The following is a 17,544-nucleotide window of genomic DNA, read 5'->3' as shown; positions in this document are numbered from 1 at the left end:
GGGGGATCACGACGATGACGTCCGATCCGGTTCGGGTCCGCCGCGACGGGCCCGTCACCACCATCGGGATCAACCGTCCCGAGGTCCGCAACGCGGTCGACCGGGAGACGGCGCAGGCGCTCGCCGACGCCTTCCGCGCCTTCGACGCCGACGACGAGGCGGCGGTCGCCGTCCTGCACGGCGAGGGAGGCACCTTCTGCTCCGGCGCCGACCTGAAGGCGATCAGTGAGGGACGCGCGAACCGGGTCGCCCCGGACGGTGACGGGCCGATGGGCGTGTCGCGGATGCGGCTGTCCAAGCCCGTCATAGCCGCGATCTCGGGCCACGCCGTCGCGGGCGGACTCGAGCTGGCGCTGTGGGCCGATCTGCGCGTCGCCGAGGAGGGGGCGGTGCTGGGCGTGTTCTGCCGCCGCTGGGGCGTGCCGCTGATCGACGGCGGCACGGTGCGGTTGCCGCGGCTCATCGGCGAGAGCCGCGCGATGGATCTCGTCCTGACCGGCCGTCCCGTCGAAGCCGACGAGGCGCTGCGCATCGGGCTGGTCAACCGGCTCGTGCCCGCCGGGCAGGCGCTCGCCGCGGCCCGCACGCTCGCCGCCGAGATCGCCGCCTTCCCCCAGACCTGCCTGCGCCGGGATCGTCTCTCCCTGCTCGAACAGCACGGTCTCGACGAGGACCAGGCGTTGCTCAACGAGTTCCGGCACGGCACGGTCTCCCTCGCCCACGACACGCTCGAGGGCGCCTCCCGGTTCGCCGCCGGCGCCGGGCGGCACGGCAGCTTCGGCGAATCCGGCAGCTAGCCGGAGCCGTCCCACACCACATGGCCGTCGGCCCGCACGCGGGCTCCGGGGGCCGCCTCGTGCGCGACGAGGCGGCCGTCGTGCATGAGGTGTTCGACGTCGCGGCCGAAACGCAACACGACGATGTCCGCGACGAGGCGGCGGTGGCAGCGCCACCACACGCTCTCGCTGCACATCATCGCGGTCCGGCGCCGCGCGGACTCCACGAGCAGGCCGTCGAGCGCGTCGGCGAACTCCTCGGTGCGCGTGTGGGCGGCGTAGGCAGCGAACTGCTCGACCCGCCACCACGAATCCTCGGGCGCCGTCCCGGCGGGTAGCCGTCGCCGGCCCCCGAGCCGCCGCTCGAGCCGATAGCCGATGCCGGCATCGGTCAGCCATTCCGTCATCGCGTCGCCGGCGAGGTCCGGGTTGCGCCGGCTGCCCGGGAAGCGCCGGACGTCGACGAGCGACTCCACGCCGGCGGATCGCAGCAGCTCGGTCAGCTGCGCCCGGTCCAGCCGTCCGTGACCCACGGAGAGCAACACCTCGATGATCCTTCCCTCAGATCGGTTCTCTCCGGCATACCACCGACGGCTACCGCAGGCTCGTCCCCACGCCTGCAGCCGACGTGTGCCGGCATCCACCCGGCGACGCGATCGGCAGCTCCTCGAACCGGCCGTCCGGGAAGCGCAGGTGCACGTGCACCGCACCGGCGACCACCCCCAGCGGCTCGCGACCCAGCAGGCGCGCGAGCACGTACGTCGCGCTCAGGCTGGTCACGTCGCGGATCACGCCCAGCGGCAGCAGCGAGCCCGTCTCGGCGAGCACCTCGCGCTCGCCCGCGCGCAACACCAGCCGCAGGCCCGGCGCGACGCCCTGGACGGCGAGCGAGACCGCGACGTTGTCCCGGTCGTCGGAGCCGACCGCGGCGAGCGCCGCCGCGCGATGCACCCCGACGCGTTCGAGCAGCCGCCGGTCGCCGCCGTCGCCGACCACGGCGGGGATGTTCAGGTCGCGCACGAGCCGCAGGTTGCGGGCATTGGTGTCCCGCTCGACGCCCACCACCGGGATGCCGAGGTCCCGCAGCTCCCGGCACAGCCGCAGGCCCACCTGCCCGAGGCCCACCACGATCACGTGCCCGGAGCGGGGCAGCGACCGGGGGCCGAGCAGCGCGGTCAGGCGGGGGCCCAGCAGCCGGTCCACCACCCCGGCGGTGAACATGGCGGTGAACACGATCGTCGCCAGCATCGCGGTCGACGCGATCGCGGCGTACGCCTCGTTGCCGTGCGGATCGGCCGCCGGGCCCACCGTCGTAACCACGCGGACCGCCTCGTGGAACGCGTCGATCGCCCCCTTGCCCTCCCCGAAGGTCAGCCAGGCCCAGTCGCCGAACAGCACCGCCGCCAGGCCGAGCAGCCCGGCCAGCAGGATGCGGGTGCCGGTCTCGTGGGTGCGCAGCACCGCGGTGAGCTGCCCGGCCCACCGCTGCCACACCATCCGTCGCGGTACCGCGACGGGCACCTCGTCGAGCACGTCGCCGGCCACGCGGATGCCGCGCGGTTCGCGGGTGGAGGTCACGGCCAGCAGGCCGGGTGCCACGCACGGCCCGGCCAGGGAGGCCACGGCGAGATCCGCCGGCGACGTCACGTCGCACTGCGGCAGGAACCGTGCGAGCTGATCGCCGATCGTGCGGTCGAAGATCGTCGCGACCATCGGTGCGTCCGGCTGCAGGTGCGCCGCGGCGAGCGCATACCGCAGCGCGACCACGTCGTCCTGCAGGAGCACCGCGATCCCGGCGACCGGCGGCCGGTCCAGGAGGGCCCGCAGCTCCTCGTCGTCGGGCCGGGGCGCGTGCCGCACCGCGCAGCCGAGGTCGACGAGCGAGGCGCAGACCCGGCGCGCGACGGTGGTGTCGCCCACCACGACGTACGTCCCGGTGTTCCCGCCGGTTGTATCCGCCTCCGCCACGGCGACCACCTCCCCGCCTCAGGGGACCACGCAACCTGCGGCGGCGCATCCGGCGGCGCGGTCGCTGTGAGCGATTCCCGCAGCGTAGCGGCGTGTGACCGTGCGGACACGGCCGCGCCGCGGCGGTGGACACGGCCGCGCCGCGGCGGTGGAGGCGCCGCTGTGGAAAACTCGCGACGTGGGTACAAGCACTCGAATCACCGGGCGCGGGCGGCTGGCGCTGCGCGCGGCGAAGGCCGCCTCGTGGGCGTCGCAGAAGGCGGGGCGCGGCAAGGGGTCGATGATCGGCGGCCTCGTCGCGCTGAAGATCGATCCGCGCCTGATGGAACAGCTCGGCCGCGGCCGTCGCACCGTCCTGGTCACCGGCACCAACGGCAAGTCCACCACCACCCGGATGACGGCGGCGGCCCTGGAGACGATGGACGCCGTCGCCACGCAGGCCGACGGGGCGAACATGGACGCCGGCATCGTCGCCGCGCTGGTCGCCCACCAGGAGGCGCCGCTCGCCGCGATCGAGGTCGACGAGCTGCACACCCCGCACGTCGCGGACGCCCTCGACCCCGAAGCGATCGTGCTGCTCAACCTCAGCCGCGATCAGCTCGACCGCGTGGGCGAGATCAACATGATCGAACGCAAGCTGCGTGCGGGCCTCGAACGCCACCCGGACGCGGTGGTCGTCGCCAACTGCGACGACGTGCTCGTCACCTCCGTCGCCTACGACCACCCGAACGTGGTCTGGGTGGCGGCCGGTGCCGGCTGGTCGGGCGACTCGGTCAGCTGCCCCCGCACCGGTGAGCCGATCCTCTGGGAAGACGGGCGCTGGCACAGTACGGGCTCGGATTTCGCACGGCCCGAACCGGATTGGTGGGTCGACGACGAGAATCTCTACGGGCCGGACGGTCTGGTGCTGCCGATGACGCTGACCCTGCCCGGGCGCGCCAACCGCGGTAACGCCGCTCAGGCGGTGGCCGCGGCGGTCGCCCTCGGCGCCGATCCGGCCGCGGCCGTCGCGGCCGCGGGTGTCGTCGAGGAGGTCGCCGGCCGGTACAAGACCGTGCAGGTGGGTCCGCATTCGGTGCACATGCTGCTCGCGAAGAACCCGGCCGGGTGGCAGGAGGCCCTGTCGATGATCGACCCGACGGTCGACGGTCTCGTCATCGCGGTCAACGGGCAGGTGCCGGACGGGGAGGACCTGTCGTGGCTGTGGGACGTGCGGTTCGAGCACTTCGAGGGCGTGCACGTCGTGGCGTCCGGCGAGCGCGGCACCGACCTGGCCGTACGGCTGACCTACGCCGGGGTCGAGCACACGCTGGTGGCGGATCCGATCCGGGCCATCGCGTCGTGCCCGCCGGGACGGGTCGAGGTCCTGGCCAACTACACCGCGTTCCGGGATCTGAACACCGCCCTGGCGAAGGGAGCCGCGCATGTCTGAGTCCACCGTGCGGATCGGGCTCGTGCTGCCCGACGTGATGGGCACCTACGGCGACGGCGGCAACGCGCTGGTCCTGCGGCAGCGCCTGCGGATGCGCGGGCAGGACGCCGAGGTCGTGTCGATCAACCTGACGGACCCGGTGCCCGAGTCCCTGGACCTGTACACCCTCGGCGGGGCCGAGGACTCGGCGCAGCGCCTCGCCACTCGGCACCTGCAGCACCATCCGGGCCTGCAACGGGCGGTCGAACGCGGGGCGCCGGTGCTGGCGATCTGCGCGGCGATCCAGGTGCTCGGCAACTGGTACCAGACGTCGGCGGGCGAGCGCGTCGACGGCGTCGGCCTGCTCGACGTGACCACCGCTCCGCAGCAGACCCGGGCCATCGGCGAGGTGGTCACCACTCCCCTCGTCGAGGGCCTGCGCCTGCCGCTGACCGGATTCGAGAACCACCGCGGCGGAACGACTCTCGGCCCCGCCGCCCGCGCACTGGGCCGGGTCACCCGGGGCGTCGGCAACGGCGTTGGCGACGGCGCCGAAGGGGTCGTCCAGGGCTCGGTGGTCGGCACGTACATGCACGGCCCGGTGCTGGCCCGCAATCCCGAGCTGGCGGACCTGCTGCTGACCCGCGCGCTCGGTGTGGACTCGCTGCCGCCGCTGGACCTGCCGGAGGTCGAGCAGCTGCGCCGCGAGCGGCTCGCCTGACCCGCCGCTCGGACGAGACCACCCCCGGACAGGGGTTCGGCCCGGGAATCGCTTTCGCAACCTCCGGGCCGGATCTCTGCTTCACGAGCCTCTGTCGTCCTCGGACGTCTGCTCGATTCGCACTACTGATGTTACCTGCATCACACCCCGATGGCAAGGGGTCGCGTTGACTCATCCAAAATGCGCGCGTAGAGGTAGTCGTTGCCTCAAATGAGAATGCGCGCGTACGGAGCGCCTGCCGTGTCCGGCCTGGGCCGGGCTGTAGGCCCGGACGATGGGGCTGTCGATGAGTCAACGCAAGGCCGTGACCAAGACGATTGCGACGCGGTACGCCCGGGCCGACAAGGCCACCAAGGGTGTGATCCTCGACGAGTTGTGTGCGACGACCGGCTGGCACCGCAACCACGCCCGCAAGGCGTTGACGCAGGCGTTGCACCCCACGACGGTCAGGGGACGCACCCCGAGATCGCCGAAGTACGGCTCGGAGGTGGTTGCGGCGCTGCGGTTCTGCTGGGCGGTGCTCGGTGCGCCGGCGGGTAAACGCCTCGCGGCGGTGCTGCCGGACCTGGTGCCGATCCTGCGTCGGTTCGGCGAGTTGAGCATCGACGACGCCACCGCAGCGTTGTTGGTGTCGATGTCGGCGGCGACCATCGACCGTCGGCTGGCCGAGGACCGGCGCAGGCTCGATCCGAAGGGCAGAGCGCACACCAAGCCGGGGTCGCTGCTCAAGTCGCAGATCCCGATCCGCACGTGGGCGCAGTGGGACGACGCGGTGCCCGGGTTCGTGGAGATCGACCTGGTCGGGCACGAGGGCGGCAACGCGGTCGGCGACCATGCCTACACGTTGACGGTCACCGACATCGCCACCGGGTGGACGGAGAACCGGAGCGTGCCGAACAAGGCGCGCAAGTGGGTGCTCGCCGCCCTCGAGGAGATCGCCGGCATCCTGCCGTTCCCGATCCGCGGGGTCGACTCCGACAACGGCAGTGAGTTCATCAACCATCACCTGCTCGCCTGGTGCGCGCAGCGGCAGATCACCTTCACACGGTCCCGGCCCGGCAACTCCAACGACGGCGCGCACGTCGAGCAGAAGAACTGGGCGATCGTACGGACCGTGGTCGGCTACCACCGCTACGACACATCGGCAGAGTTGTTGTTGCTCAACAGTATTTGGGTTCTGCAGTCGAGTCTGTCGAACTTCTTCTGCCCGCAGCAGAAGCTGATCTCGAAGGTCCGTGACGGGGCGAAGGTGACCAAGAAGTACGACACCGCGACCACTCCGCATCGTCGCGTCGAGCGGCACGATGCCGTCGCGGCCGAGGACAAGGCGATCCTCGCCGGCACCTACGTCACGCTCAACCCGGCAGCGATCCAGCGGCAGATTCAGGCCCTGACCGCCGAGCTGCTCACGCTCACCACCGCCAAGGCCGGCCCGGGGCGTAGCCCCATCGTCGAGCCCTCCTCCACGCGCGCATCCTTGAATGAGTCAACGAAGCGCACCTCGCGCGCATCTTGACATGAGGCAATAGGGGGGTGGGATCCGGGGTTCAGCTACTCCCCTTGATCTCGCGGCGATGCTGGTCGACGACGGTGCGGGCCAGCTCCGCAACCTTGACGTTGACCTGCTGCGACGTCCGGCGGAGGAGATCGAACGCCTCGTCGTCGGAGATCTTGTTCAGCGCCATGAGGAGCCCGATCGCCTTGCCGATCTCCCGATTGCTCTCGATGCCGTTGCGGAGCGAGGCGACGTCCTCGCCGCGGGAGACGGCGGCGACGCAGACGGCCGCGAAGGCGGCCAGGACGGTGCCGTTCGCGGCGGCCGCGAGGTCGAAGGCCCCAGGCGTGTCGGAGAACAGGTTCAGCGACCCGACCTTGCGGTCGTCGACCCGCAACCGGAATCCCATCGCCCCCCGCACGGGCGTCTGCTTCACGACGCCGGGAGCCAGGTGCGGCCACTGCTCGGAGACGCTCAGGTCCGGCTCGATCTGGGCGGCCTCCTCCTCGATCGCATCCAGGCACGGCCCCTCGCCGGTGGCGCGCTCGAGGTCGTCGACGTGCCGCGCGACGGCGTCGGAGGCGCCGACGGTGACGTACGCCCTGCCTTCCCGCAGCATGAGGCTCGCATGGTCGCAGCCGGGAACCAGCATCGTGGCGGCCACGCAGATCGCCGCGTACGCCTCCGAGGGCTCGGCGCCGCCATAGACGATCTCGGCCAGTGCGGCGAACACCGTCGCCGGATCAGCCGCGGACTGTCCGTTCTGCATGAGCGCTCCTCGACCTCTTCGCCGCGCCCTTCCGTGCGGGGCGTCGGATCGCCATTCAACCAGAGACGCCGGAACACCCCCCTATTCGCCCGGACGGCGAATTCGCTTCCTACATGCGAATTCGGGGCGGTCCGGCGGTGCCGCGGCACGAGTTGGACATCCGTTCGAGTGGCGCCGGTCGCTGTGATGCGGTACAACACATCGGCATTGGTTTTGTGAACCAAGTCACGATTTGTTTGCAGGGGGATAAACCGAATATGACAGGCACGGCAACGCGCCGCCACACAGCACACGACGAGGACGCCCGGAGCACCCCGTTGGTGCTCACGTCCACCACCGGCGCATCGACGTCGGGGTGGCGCTCCGCCCTCGGGCACGCACTCGGCACCGCCGTCTCCGTCAGCGCCGCGGCCCTCATGGTCACCGGCCTGACGGCGATCGGCACCACCACCACCGTCACTGGTCTCGTGTCCTTCCTCCGGACGAACTGATCGTCCCGGTCGACCGAGCCCCGTCCATTCCGACACCACAGACAGGAACAACACCACAGATGCACACCTCCGCTGTCGCCGCGGCCCGTCGCTCCATGAGCACCGAGGAGATCAAGGCCCGCATCGAGGCCATGTTCGCGGAACACGACCAGCAGGAGCACCCGACGGCCGACTGACCCTCGGCAACTCGGGCCACACGTCGAGAGGAGAACCGAAATGAACGCGAACGTGGTCCAGCTACTGCTACTGCTCGGTGCCGCACTGGGCGGCACCGCGGCCTTCAAGGCCTACCTGGTGCGATCGGATTCCGAGCATCCGCACCTGTCCGACGACCTGGGCCCCCGGCCCCGGTACTGACGAGACGGCACCCGCCCGGGAGACTCCTCTCCCGGGCGGGTCTTCTCAGCCCGGGCCCGGACGGCCCGGCCCTCGGAGCACCGTGCGGGCCAGTCCCGACACGTCGCGCCACGGTCCGTGCAGAACCGGCAGTATCTCCGCCGGCAACCGGGTCAGCTGCCGGCGGGTCGCCGTCACCGGGGTGAGCAGCCAATCGGCGGTGTCCACGATCCGTTCGATCTTCCGGAGAGTGAGGTCCACCCGGTCGATCGACGCGCCGAGCCGGTCCACCGCCACGGCGAAGTCCCCGAGCTGCTCGTCGAACCGCCCCAGCACCCGGTCGAAGTTCGCGAGCGAGACGCCGATCCCGTCGGCCACGCCCTCGACCCGGGCGATCGTCACGTCCGCGTTGAGCGCGGCCTGTGTCAGCCTCCTGATCCGTCCCGACGTACCGTCGCCGGGTCCGGTCAGGTCCGCCATGTCACCGCGCCGCGCCATGTCACCGCGCCGCGCCATGTCACCGCCCCGCGGCATGTCACCGCCCCGCGGCATGTCACCGCCCCGCACGCCGTCATTTCGCATCCGCTCCCTGCAGCAGCCACCGGTCGTCCACTCGAGCGAGGGTGATCAGGAACCGCGTCGCGTCGACCCGCCCGTCCGGCACCGCGACGTTCTTCACGTCCTGGTCGAGGAACACGAGCACCGTCGCGCGATCCGCGTCCAGTGTCTCGACCGCGGCGTGCGACACGGTCGCGACGGACACGCCCTGCCCGTTCTCGACGAGCCCGCGCAGGTCCCCCGCCACCGAGCGGTACTTCTCGGCGAACTCCCCGGTGGAGACGTCGGTGACCGCGGCCAGCGCATCGTCGAAATGCTGGTAGTCGTAGGTGCCGAGGGCGATCGCGTACTCCCGCGCCCGGTCCAGCGCGTCGGCGCGCAGGCCCTCGGCCTGCTCGGCCTGCCACCACCGGAATCCGCAGAAGCCGGCGGCCGCGGCGAGCAGCACGATCAGTGCGGGCGTCAGCCATCGCCGCACCCGGGAGCGCGGGGCCGGCGGATCCGGCGGCGCGGTCGCGGGGGTGTCGTCGACAGTGTGGTCCGTGGTCGGCATCAGTTACCCAGTCCTTCCAACAGCTTCTGCCAGTACTGCAGAACCTCGACTCCGGTCGGGACGAGCAGCGGGTCCTGCGCCATGTCCGGCCCGGTCACCCTTCCCGGGGTGCTCTGGTGTTGCAGTCCGAGGTCGTCGGGCCGCGGCGCGACGCGGGCGCCGCGCTGGGCGAGGTCTTCGCCCGGCGGGCAGTAGAGCGACAGGTTCGGCGTGCGGGGGCTTTCGTCGCCGACCGTGCGGCGCTGTGTGTCGTAGTAGCAGACCGGACCCTGCGTGGCGACGAGCGAGAAGTCGCCGCGGTCGCCCTTGACCACCGAGGTCAGATCGCCGAGTGCCGCAGGGATCGAGTCGAGGCCGGCCGCCAGCGCCGGGGTCCGCGGGGCGAGCACGTCGCCCACGGTCACCAGGTTCGTCAGCAGCAGCCCGTAGTCGTCGCGGGTCTCGGCGAACAGCTCCTCCGTCTTCGCCAGCGCGTCCGGCGACCGGTCCAGCAGGTACACGAGCGCGTCCCGGCTGCCCACGAGCTGGTCGGAGACGTCCCGGACGGCGCGCATCGCACCCGGGAAGGTGCCGGCGTCCTCGGCGAGCGTGTTCACCAGATCGACACCCTGTTCGAGGAGTGCCGCCAGGGCCGGCGCCCGTTCGGATGCCATCGTGGAGAGGGCGTCGGCGTTCTCGATCATCGACTGCAGGTCCGCTCCGGTCCCGGCGAGGGCGGTGCCCCACGTCTCGCCGAGCGTGGCGACGGACTGCGGATCGATGCTCTCGACCAGTGCGCTCATCCGCACGAGCAGCTGATCGAGGCGCAGTCCCTGCTCGTCCGCCGGGACCTCGACGGTGTGGCCGTCCGTCAGATAGGGGCCGTCGGCGGTCTGCGGTTCGATGTCGAGGGTGAGGATGCCGATCGCGGTCGCGGTGGCGATCCGTCCGGTGCTGCCCACCGGGATGCGGGTGTCCGGATCCAGCACGAGCACCGCCGTCGAGCCGCGACCGCCGTCGTCGATCGTCACCGATTCGATCTCCCCTACCGCGACCCCGCGGTAGGTCACCGTCGTTCCGGGGCCGATACCGCGGGCATCGACCAGGTGCGCTCGCACCTCGATGCCGCCACCGAAGCTCTGCGGGCCCAGGACGTAACGGACGCCGAAGGCGGTGGCCAGCAGGCCTACCACAACGAACAGTGAAACCTGCACCAGCACCGGGCGTTTCATCGAACACCGCCCCGAAGCAGGTCCGGCAGCCCCGCCGGGACGGTGACCGGCGGCGACTCGCCGAGCATCGTCACCGGAACGCCGCCGGTGAGCAGCATGTCGATCGCTCCCGGCACGTCCAGGGCGCCGTCGAACAACAGGTAGTCGCCGTGCACGGACCGCGCGAAGCCGTCCATGAAGGCGTTCATGTTGGTCAGCGCAGACCCCACGGTGTTGTTGAAGTCCCTTATCCCGGACAGTATTTCGTCCAGGTCGTCGACCGCTCCGCCGATCCGGCCGGAGTCCGCCAGCACCGTGTCCAGCGAGGTGAGCACCGACGAGGTGCTCGAGACCAGCGACCGGAGGTCCTGCTCCTGAGCGGCGAGCAGGTCCACGACCTCCGCGCTGCTCGCCAGACCGTCGTCGATCAGCTGTTGCTGCTGCGCCAGCCGCGCGGCCACCGCGTCGGTGGCCCGCAGCGCCCGCGAGATGTCGTCGCCGTTCTCGGCGGCCAGCGCCATCGTCCGGTCCGTCCGCTCGAGCAGTTCCCGAACGGTCTGCCCCCGGCCGCCGAAGGCGGCGTTCAGCTCGGTGGTGATCGTGCGCAGCTGGTCCAGACCGCTGCCGTTGATCACCTGTCCGAGCATCGCGAACGTGGCCTCGAGTTCCGGCCCCATCTCCGTCCGGTCGATGACGTCGCCGTCGGCGAGCAACTCCGGCGACGGCTGCTCCGGCAGATCGATCTGGACGAACGGGTTGCCCAGCGCGGACGGGAGCCGCACGGAGGCACCGACGTTCGACGGAAGCGCGGCCCATTCACTCAAACTCAGTTCGAGGAAGGCCCGGTGCCCGTCCGTCGAGATCCCGTGGACCCGGCCGACCACAGCCTGACCTGCCCGCACCTCGGTGCCGGGATCGATCCGATCGGCTCCGTCGAACACGGCGATCACGCGGTAGGTCTCGCCGGCGCCGCTGCGTCCCGTCGGCAACTGATGCAGACCCAGTCCGCAGCCGGTCACCGAGACGGCCACCGCGGTCAGCGCAGCGACGAATCCTGTTCTCCCCCAACGGCTCACCGGACGCCTCCCTCGTTCAGCGCCCGGTCGAGCGACTCCGGCACGAGGTCCTGGAACGGATCGGACAGGTCGAAGGGAACGGTGATCGGGTTGGTGAAGCCGGCGCCCGTGCACAGGGGAAGGCGCTCGCGCTCGCAGAGTTCCCTCGCGCGGGGAAACTGGCCGACCTGGGTGGAGATGTTCAGGCGGATACGCGCGGTGGTGTCGGCGCCGATCGTGTTGTCGATGTTCTGCATCGCCAGCGGCAACACGTCCATGAACTCGGCGAAGTCGACCTCGTGCTGTGCGAACTGCCCGGTGAGGACCTGGGCGTTCGAGACGACGGCGGCGATGTCCTCGCCGCGGGAGCCGAGCAGGACGTCGAGCCGATCGAGGATGGTCGTCAGCTGACCGATCGGCCCGGCGACGTCGAGGTTCTGTCGTTGCATCTCGGCGCCGAGTTCGGACAGCCCCCCGGCGAGCTCGGACAGGGAGCCCTGCCGGGCGTCGACGGCGGCAACCGCGACGCCGAGGTCGTCGACGAGGGCACCGATGTCCTCGGACCGGGCACCGAGCACCGAGCCGGCCGCCCCGAGCGCGCGCAACGCCCGGTTGATCTCCGGCCCGAGACCTGCGGTGGCGCCGGCGGCGAGGTCGAGGGTGGATCCGAGCGACCCGGATTCCGGTCCCAGCGCCGCGGCGATCGTATCGACGCTCTCGAGCAGTTCGTCCCAGTTGATCGGCGCGTGACTGCGTTCGGGCGGAATGACATCGTCGCCCTCGAACCGCGGTCCGGCGGTGTACACCGGGCTCAGTTCCACGAACCGGTCGCTGATGATCGACGGGTTCATCACGAACGCCGACACGTCGGCCGTCAGCGTGATGTCGTCGGGGATCCGCATCGTCACCTCGACCACCGTTCCGGCCGGTTCCACGGCTTCGACGGTGCCGACGGGCAGGCCGAGGACCGCGACCTTGCTCCCCGGGTAGATGCCTCCGACGGACGCGAACTCGGCGGTCACGGTGCGGGTGCGGTCGGTCCCGACGAACACGTACCAGGCAGCGGCAGCACACAGCGCCGCGACGACGACGATCCCGATGCCGCGCAGCAGCCGGGTCTTCCGCGTGGTTCCGACGGTGGTCACCGGCAACCCTCCATCACTCCGAGGGCACACAGCAGGTTGTCCGGGATCGGCCCGGCCGGGGCGTGGACGTCGACCCAGTTGCCGTTGCCCGAGGCGTCGGCCGCGGCGCGCAGGGCGGGCGGAAGCCGGGTCATCAGCACGTCGATCTGCTCGGCGTTGCGGTTCAGCGTGTCGGTCACCGACCGCATGTTCCCCAGCAACGCGTCCATTTCGCCGGAGTTGTCGGTCAGGAACGTCGCGGTGTGCTCGGTGAGCAGCCGCAGATCCTCGACGAGTTGCACGAGGGATTCCTTACGGGCTTCGAGGATCGACACCACGGTCGTGGCGTTCTGCACGAGCAGCTCGACGTCCCGGCTCTGGCCCGCCACGATGGACGTGAGCGACTTCGACGCCTGCAGCAGGGAGTGGATGCGGGCGTCGTTGCGGGACAGCATCTCCGCCGCGGCGGTGGCTCCGGCGAGCGCATCGGCGATCCGGCCCGGGTCGGACGGCACGGCCTCGGCCAGGGTGTGCATCATCGCCTCGAGGGCGGGCACGTCGAGTTCCCGGGCCACGTGCTGCGCCTCGGACGCGAGGTCGTCGAGGCTGTACGGAACGGAGGTCCGCGCCAGGGGGATACGCCCGTCGGGCAGTTCTCCGGCACCGGCGGGCGTCACCGCCAGGTAGATCTTCCCGAGGATGGTCCTGAGCCGCACCTCGGCGGTCGTCCGGTCGCCGAGCGGCTGGCCGCCGTCGACGCGGAACGCCACGATCACCCGGTCCGCCGCGAGCTCGAGGCTCTCCACCCGTCCGGCGGGCACACCCGCCACATACACCGGATCGTTGGGTTGCAGACCGGCGGCGTTGGCGAATTCCGCGGTGTAGCCGTTCGTCCGGAGCAGGTACGTGGCCCGGGGCGCGGCCAGGGCGACGGTCATCACCAGGGCGACGAGGACGATGCCCACGGCCCCGACGACGAGCGGGTTGCCGGCGCGGCCGCGGCGGCCCGCGAACACGGCCCGCAGCGCGTCGCGAATCTGCTGCGCGCGCCTCATCGGCACACCTCCGAGTACGTCGAACCGAAGATGTTGGTTTCGAAATCGCCTGCCTTGATGGTGAAGTTGCACATGTAGAGGTTCAGCCAGCCGCCGTAGTCGCTGATGCGGTTGAGGCTGTCGGCCAGTTCCGGCAGCCGGCGCACCGCCTGCTCGAAGTTCTCCGTCTGCGGGATCCAGGCGTCGGTCATCACCCGCAGATCGGTGACGGACCGGTCGAGGGGCGCCATCGCGCCGGCCATGAGCACCGCCGTCGAACGCACCGCGGTGCTGCCACGGTCGACGAGCGTGGCGAGTTGCTCACCGTCCCCGGCGAGTGCGTCACCGACGACGGCCAGCCCGGAGAGCAGCCGGCTGATGTCCTCGCTGCGCCGGTCCGCCACGGCGACGAGCGTCTCGAGATTGCCGACCAGACTGTCGAAGACCTGCTCGTGGTCGGCGATGTCGCTGCTGACCGCGGCGATGTGCAGCAGCAGGGAATCGAGGGTGCCGCCCTGCCCCTGGAACGCCTCGATCACCGCGGTGGCGAGCGCATTGATCTGCGCCGGATCGATCGACTCGAACAGCGGCTCGAATCCGTTGACGAGCGCGGTGAGATCCAGGGCGGGTGCGGTCTGCTCGATCGGGATCGTCGCGCCCTCCGGCAGTACCGTGCCGGTGCTGCGCTCCGGCAGTGTCAGCGCGACGTACCGGACGCCGATCATGTCGCCGTAGTTGATGTCGGCGGTGACATCGGTGGTGAGCTCGAATTCCGAGTCGATCTCGAAATCCACCACTGCCCGCGAGGTCCCGTCGTCCCGGGGGGCGAACCTCACGTCCGAGACGCGCCCGACGCGCACGCCGGCGAGCGTGACGTCGCTGCCGGGGCTCAGCCCCTCGACGTCGGTGAACTCGGCGGCGTAGTCGCGGGTGGGCCCGGTGACGGTCCTGTCGAGGGTGTTGCCGACGACGACCGCGGCGAGGACCCCCACCGTGCAGAACGCCGCCAGGCGCAGCGCCGGCCGGAGCAGCGTGTTCACGAGACCGCCACCTCCGTGCCGCGGACCAGGGGTGCCAGCAGAACCGAGGCCGCGGTGGACGGGTCCACCTCCGTCGCCTTCGGGTCGGACGGATCCACACCGCCCGCGATCTGCTCCAGGTAGCCGAGGGTGTCGCGTTCGGTTGCGGCCGAGAGGACCGGCCGGCCGTCGACCGGGTCACCGCAGTTCGCGCCGTCGAGGCCGGGATAGCGCGGGCAGTCCGCCGCGGTATACGGCATCGGATCGGAGAAATCCACGACCGCGGTGATGTCGAACCGGCCGGTGGCGAAGACCCGCGCGCCGGCGTCGCCGAAGGTCGTGAGGTAGCGCAGGGTGTCGTCGAGGCCGGTGGTGTCCGCGGCGAACGTACCGAGCACCGGGCCGCCGTTGCGGACGACCGAGATGATCCGGTCGGTGTTCTCCGACATCAGCGCGGAGCCCTCGGCGGCCAGGCCGGCGCCGCCGCGCAGCAGCCGCGCGATGCCGTCCCGGCGCTCGAGGACGATCTCGGAGAGCGTGGCCGCGTTCTGCATCGTGCCGATCATGTCGTCCGTCGCTGCGGCCAGGGCCTCGGTCACCGCCGCCAGCTGCGGCGACGCCGCCAGGCCTGCGTCGATCCGGGGACCGAGCTGCTCGGTGAGCGCGGCGGTGCGGTCGAGGGTCCGGCCGAGGGTCTCACCGCGGCCGGCGAGCGCCTGGCTCATCGCGTCGAGCGCGACCGCGAGCCGGTCCGGGCGCAGTTCCTGCAGCAGCTCCGTGGTGGTGTAGTACAGGCCGGCCAGTTGCACGGCCTCGGCCGAGGTGTCCGCGGTGACCTGCGCACCGTCGCGCAGGCGCGGCCCGGCGGCGGGGTCGTGGGGCGGCACCAGTTCGAGGAAGACGTCACCGAACAGGGTGCGCGGCACGATCCGCACCCGCACGGCTGCCGGGATGTTCCGGATCGCGTCCGGGTCGAGCTGCATCGTGATACGCGAGCCGGTGACGCCCGCGTCCAGGTGGGCGAGCCGGCCGACGTGCACGCCCTGGTACTGCACACCCGCGGCACCGAAGATCACCCCGGCGCCGGCCGGGACGACGGCGGTGATCTCCGGATCCCTCGACAGCCCACCGGATCCGGAGACGACGAGCAGTCCGCCGGTGACGGTGAGCACCGCGACGGCGAGCGCACCGACGACGGCCAGCGTGCCGGTGCGCAGTCCGAGCCGGCGACTGCGGCGGGGCGCCGCGGACCGGGTCCGGCCGTTCGGCGGGATGCCCGTGCCGGACGGAGTCGTCCGGTCGCGTTGGGTCGTCACGCCAGCCCCACCCCCGGCACGGTGGGCACGAGACCCCACAACGCGAAGGTCAGGACCACGTCGGTGATGCCGATGGCCAGGATGCTGGTGCGCAGTGCGCGCCCGGCGGCCCGGCCGACGCCCTCCGGGCCGCCCGTGGCGTGGTAGCCGTACGAGCAGTGCACGATGCCGACGATCACCGCGAACACGACGGCCTTGGTCAGCGAGTACCACAGGTCGGCCGGGGAGAGCGCGAGGTGGAAGTAGTAGTCGTAGGTGCCGGCCGAGTTGCCCTGGAAGGTGACGACCACGAGGCGCGTCGCGACGAACGCGGACAGCAGGCCCACCATGTAGATCGGGACCACGCACACGGCCGTGGCGATGAGCCGGGTGCTGGCCAGGAAGGGCACCGACTTCACGGCCATGGCGTCGAGGGCGTCGATCTCGTCGGAGATCCGCATGGCGCCGAGCTGCGCGGTGAAGCCGGTACCCACCTTCGCGGCCAGGGCTATGGACGCGACCACCGGCGCCAGTTCGCGGGTGTTGGCCAGAGCGGAGAGCATGCCCGACAGCGAGGTCATCCCGATCAGTTCGAGACCCCGCTGGGTTTCGACTCCGACCATCATCGCGGCGACGGCGGACATCGCGAACACGATGCCGATGGTGCCGCCCCCGGCGAGCAGGGAGGCGTAGCCGAAGCTGACCTCCCCCACGTGGTACATCACGTGCTTGAAGTAGCGGCGCAGCGCCGTGGGGACACCGGCGATCGCCTCGACCGCGAACACCACGTGCCGGCCCACCGTGGCGAACGCGCCCACGACCCCGGTCAGCGACCGATGGACGGCCCGGGCCTGTGTCACCGCCGAACAGGAGAGCATCAGTACGTCCTCACGGCCGGCACCATCACGGTGTACATCTGGGACAGAACGGTGTTGACGACGAACACCATGACGAATGCCAGCACGACCGCCTCGTTGACGGCGTCGGCCACGCCGCTGGGACCGCCCTTGGCGTGCAGGCCCTTGAACGCGGCGATGAGGGCGGAGGTGATCCCGAAGAACGCCGACTTGACCATCGCCGTCGCGAAATCCGACAACCGGCCGTATTCGCCCAGGGTGCGGAGGAATCCGCCGCCGGAGGCATCGTTGAGGTAGATCTCGTACAGATAGCAGGCGCCCACCCCGACGAGCGTGACGAGCGCGCAGAGCATCACCGACACCAGGACCGCGGCGAGCAGCCGCGGCACGACGAGGCGCTCGATGACGTTCAGCCCCATCACCTCCATCGCCTCGATCTCCTCGCGGATGGTGCGTGCGCCGAGATCGGCGCAGATCGCGGAGCCGCCCACGCCGGCCAGCATGAGGGCGCACACGAGTGCGGCCGCCTGTCCGACCACGACGAAGGCGACGATCGCGCCGGAGTAGGCGCCGGCTCCGAGCTGGCCCGCCAGGGATCCGACGGAGACCGCGATGAGCACCCCCACGGGCAGCATCAGCAGCAGGGCCGGACCGCTGCACACCTTGGCGATGAACAGCGACTGCGTGATCGTCTCGCGGAGCGAGAGGCGACGGCCGACGACGACGCGCACGGTCGTGGCGAGGGTCTCCACCGAGAACCCCACCAGCGCACCCACCTGGATCGCCAGGTCGTGCACCGGCCCCCTCGCCTTGGGCAGCTCGAACGTCACTCCCACACTCCCGTACGCGTCATCGCGGCGTCCCCCGTCCCCCGATGGAACCCCTTCGGCCC

The 17,544-nt window shown here is 71.1% G+C and carries 19 protein-coding genes; 6 read left to right on the top strand and 13 right to left on the bottom strand.

The features are described 5' to 3' along the window. Window positions 1-14 precede the first annotated feature (14 nt). Complete coding sequence (locus KZJ41_RS02660; protein ID WP_065923115.1) at window positions 15-797, top strand: crotonase/enoyl-CoA hydratase family protein; 783 nt, start codon at window positions 15-17, stop codon at window positions 795-797. On the opposite strand, the gene KZJ41_RS02655 is transcribed toward KZJ41_RS02660, so the two are convergent. Both KZJ41_RS02655 and KZJ41_RS02650 read right to left on the bottom strand, forming a co-directional pair. After that, window positions 794-1,321: a DUF488 family protein gene (locus KZJ41_RS02655; RefSeq protein ID WP_006932598.1), complete on the bottom strand. Its 528-nt coding sequence runs from the start codon at window positions 1,319-1,321 to the stop codon at window positions 794-796. The two genes, KZJ41_RS02660 and KZJ41_RS02655, sit on opposite strands and share 4 nt — an antisense overlap. A gap of 49 nt (window positions 1,322-1,370) precedes the next feature. Beyond that, entirely contained in the window at window positions 1,371-2,744 is a 1,374-nt protein-coding gene (locus KZJ41_RS02650) for a TrkA family potassium uptake protein (protein ID WP_006932597.1), read from the bottom strand. 178 nt (window positions 2,745-2,922) lie between these two features. Here KZJ41_RS02650 and KZJ41_RS02645 point away from each other — a divergent pair, with 178 nt between their 5' ends. From KZJ41_RS02645 to KZJ41_RS02635, 3 genes are all read left to right on the top strand, one after another. Then, entirely contained in the window at window positions 2,923-4,176 is a 1,254-nt protein-coding gene (locus KZJ41_RS02645) for a Mur ligase family protein (RefSeq protein WP_006934534.1), read from the top strand. Further along, window positions 4,169-4,876, top strand: a complete 708-nt coding sequence (locus KZJ41_RS02640; protein WP_102800374.1) for a type 1 glutamine amidotransferase — start codon at window positions 4,169-4,171, stop codon at window positions 4,874-4,876. The genes KZJ41_RS02645 and KZJ41_RS02640 overlap by 8 nt, the downstream gene beginning before the upstream one ends. Window positions 4,877-5,162: 286 nt before the next feature. Next, window positions 5,163-6,392, top strand: a complete 1,230-nt coding sequence (locus tag KZJ41_RS02635; RefSeq protein ID WP_251549569.1) for a transposase family protein — start codon at window positions 5,163-5,165, stop codon at window positions 6,390-6,392. A gap of 31 nt (window positions 6,393-6,423) precedes the next feature. Here KZJ41_RS02635 and KZJ41_RS02630 read toward each other — a convergent pair whose 3' ends face one another. Beyond that, entirely contained in the window at window positions 6,424-7,140 is a 717-nt protein-coding gene (locus KZJ41_RS02630) for a GAF and ANTAR domain-containing protein (RefSeq protein WP_050034479.1), read from the bottom strand. 257 nt (window positions 7,141-7,397) lie between these two features. Here KZJ41_RS02630 and KZJ41_RS02625 point away from each other — a divergent pair, with 257 nt between their 5' ends. Together KZJ41_RS02625 and KZJ41_RS02620 are read left to right on the top strand one after the other, a co-directional pair. After that, window positions 7,398-7,631, top strand: coding sequence for a hypothetical protein (locus tag KZJ41_RS02625; protein WP_029547149.1), 234 nt, complete (start codon window positions 7,398-7,400; stop codon window positions 7,629-7,631). A 216-nt stretch (window positions 7,632-7,847) separates the two neighbouring features. Further along, a complete protein-coding gene (locus KZJ41_RS02620) occupies window positions 7,848-7,988 on the top strand; it encodes a hypothetical protein (RefSeq protein ID WP_006934528.1) in 141 nt (46 codons plus the stop codon). Between the two features lie 45 nt (window positions 7,989-8,033). Here the strand turns inward: KZJ41_RS02620 and KZJ41_RS02615 are convergent, their stop codons facing one another. From KZJ41_RS02615 to KZJ41_RS02570, 10 genes are read right to left on the bottom strand one after another with little or no spacing between them, the layout of a single operon-like run. Beyond that, window positions 8,034-8,549, bottom strand: coding sequence for a hypothetical protein (locus KZJ41_RS02615; protein WP_251550098.1), 516 nt, complete (start codon window positions 8,547-8,549; stop codon window positions 8,034-8,036). Beyond that, window positions 8,539-9,078: a hypothetical protein gene (locus KZJ41_RS02610; RefSeq protein ID WP_006947497.1), complete on the bottom strand. Its 540-nt coding sequence runs from the start codon at window positions 9,076-9,078 to the stop codon at window positions 8,539-8,541. Before KZJ41_RS02610 ends, KZJ41_RS02615 begins: the two co-directional genes overlap by 11 nt. Beyond that, the gene (locus KZJ41_RS02605) at window positions 9,078-10,289 is read right to left on the bottom strand and encodes an MlaD family protein (RefSeq protein ID WP_102800373.1); all 1,212 of its coding nucleotides are present in this window, start codon (window positions 10,287-10,289) and stop codon (window positions 9,078-9,080) included. Before KZJ41_RS02605 ends, KZJ41_RS02610 begins: the two co-directional genes overlap by 1 nt. Next, window positions 10,286-11,344, bottom strand: a complete 1,059-nt coding sequence (locus KZJ41_RS02600) for an MCE family protein (protein WP_251550096.1) — start codon at window positions 11,342-11,344, stop codon at window positions 10,286-10,288. The genes KZJ41_RS02605 and KZJ41_RS02600 overlap by 4 nt, the downstream gene beginning before the upstream one ends. Further along, complete coding sequence (locus KZJ41_RS02595; protein ID WP_251550094.1) at window positions 11,341-12,468, bottom strand: MCE family protein; 1,128 nt, start codon at window positions 12,466-12,468, stop codon at window positions 11,341-11,343. Before KZJ41_RS02595 ends, KZJ41_RS02600 begins: the two co-directional genes overlap by 4 nt. Beyond that, on the bottom strand, window positions 12,465-13,502 hold the full coding sequence (locus KZJ41_RS02590) for an MCE family protein (RefSeq protein WP_251550092.1): 1,038 nt from the start codon (window positions 13,500-13,502) through the stop codon (window positions 12,465-12,467). Before KZJ41_RS02590 ends, KZJ41_RS02595 begins: the two co-directional genes overlap by 4 nt. Further along, entirely contained in the window at window positions 13,499-14,521 is a 1,023-nt protein-coding gene (locus tag KZJ41_RS02585; protein ID WP_251550090.1) for an MCE family protein, read from the bottom strand. Before KZJ41_RS02585 ends, KZJ41_RS02590 begins: the two co-directional genes overlap by 4 nt. Then, window positions 14,518-15,816 carry an MCE family protein gene (locus KZJ41_RS02580; RefSeq protein ID WP_251550088.1) on the bottom strand — a complete coding sequence of 433 codons (1,299 nt, stop codon included), beginning with the start codon at window positions 15,814-15,816 and terminating at the stop codon, window positions 14,518-14,520. The genes KZJ41_RS02585 and KZJ41_RS02580 overlap by 4 nt, the downstream gene beginning before the upstream one ends. After that, window positions 15,813-16,673 carry an ABC transporter permease gene (locus KZJ41_RS02575; protein ID WP_006947487.1) on the bottom strand — a complete coding sequence of 287 codons (861 nt, stop codon included), beginning with the start codon at window positions 16,671-16,673 and terminating at the stop codon, window positions 15,813-15,815. The genes KZJ41_RS02580 and KZJ41_RS02575 overlap by 4 nt, the downstream gene beginning before the upstream one ends. Continuing rightward, window positions 16,673-17,482, bottom strand: coding sequence for an ABC transporter permease (locus tag KZJ41_RS02570; protein ID WP_251550086.1), 810 nt, complete (start codon window positions 17,480-17,482; stop codon window positions 16,673-16,675). The genes KZJ41_RS02575 and KZJ41_RS02570 overlap by 1 nt, the downstream gene beginning before the upstream one ends. Window positions 17,483-17,544 lie beyond the last annotated feature (62 nt).

The organism is Rhodococcus sp. 11-3 (assembly GCF_023704055.1).
Taxonomy (GTDB): domain Bacteria; phylum Actinomycetota; class Actinomycetes; order Mycobacteriales; family Mycobacteriaceae; genus Rhodococcus; species Rhodococcus aetherivorans.
Note: the sequence above shows the minus strand (reverse complement) of the source record. Positions and strands in the feature narration are given on the sequence as shown.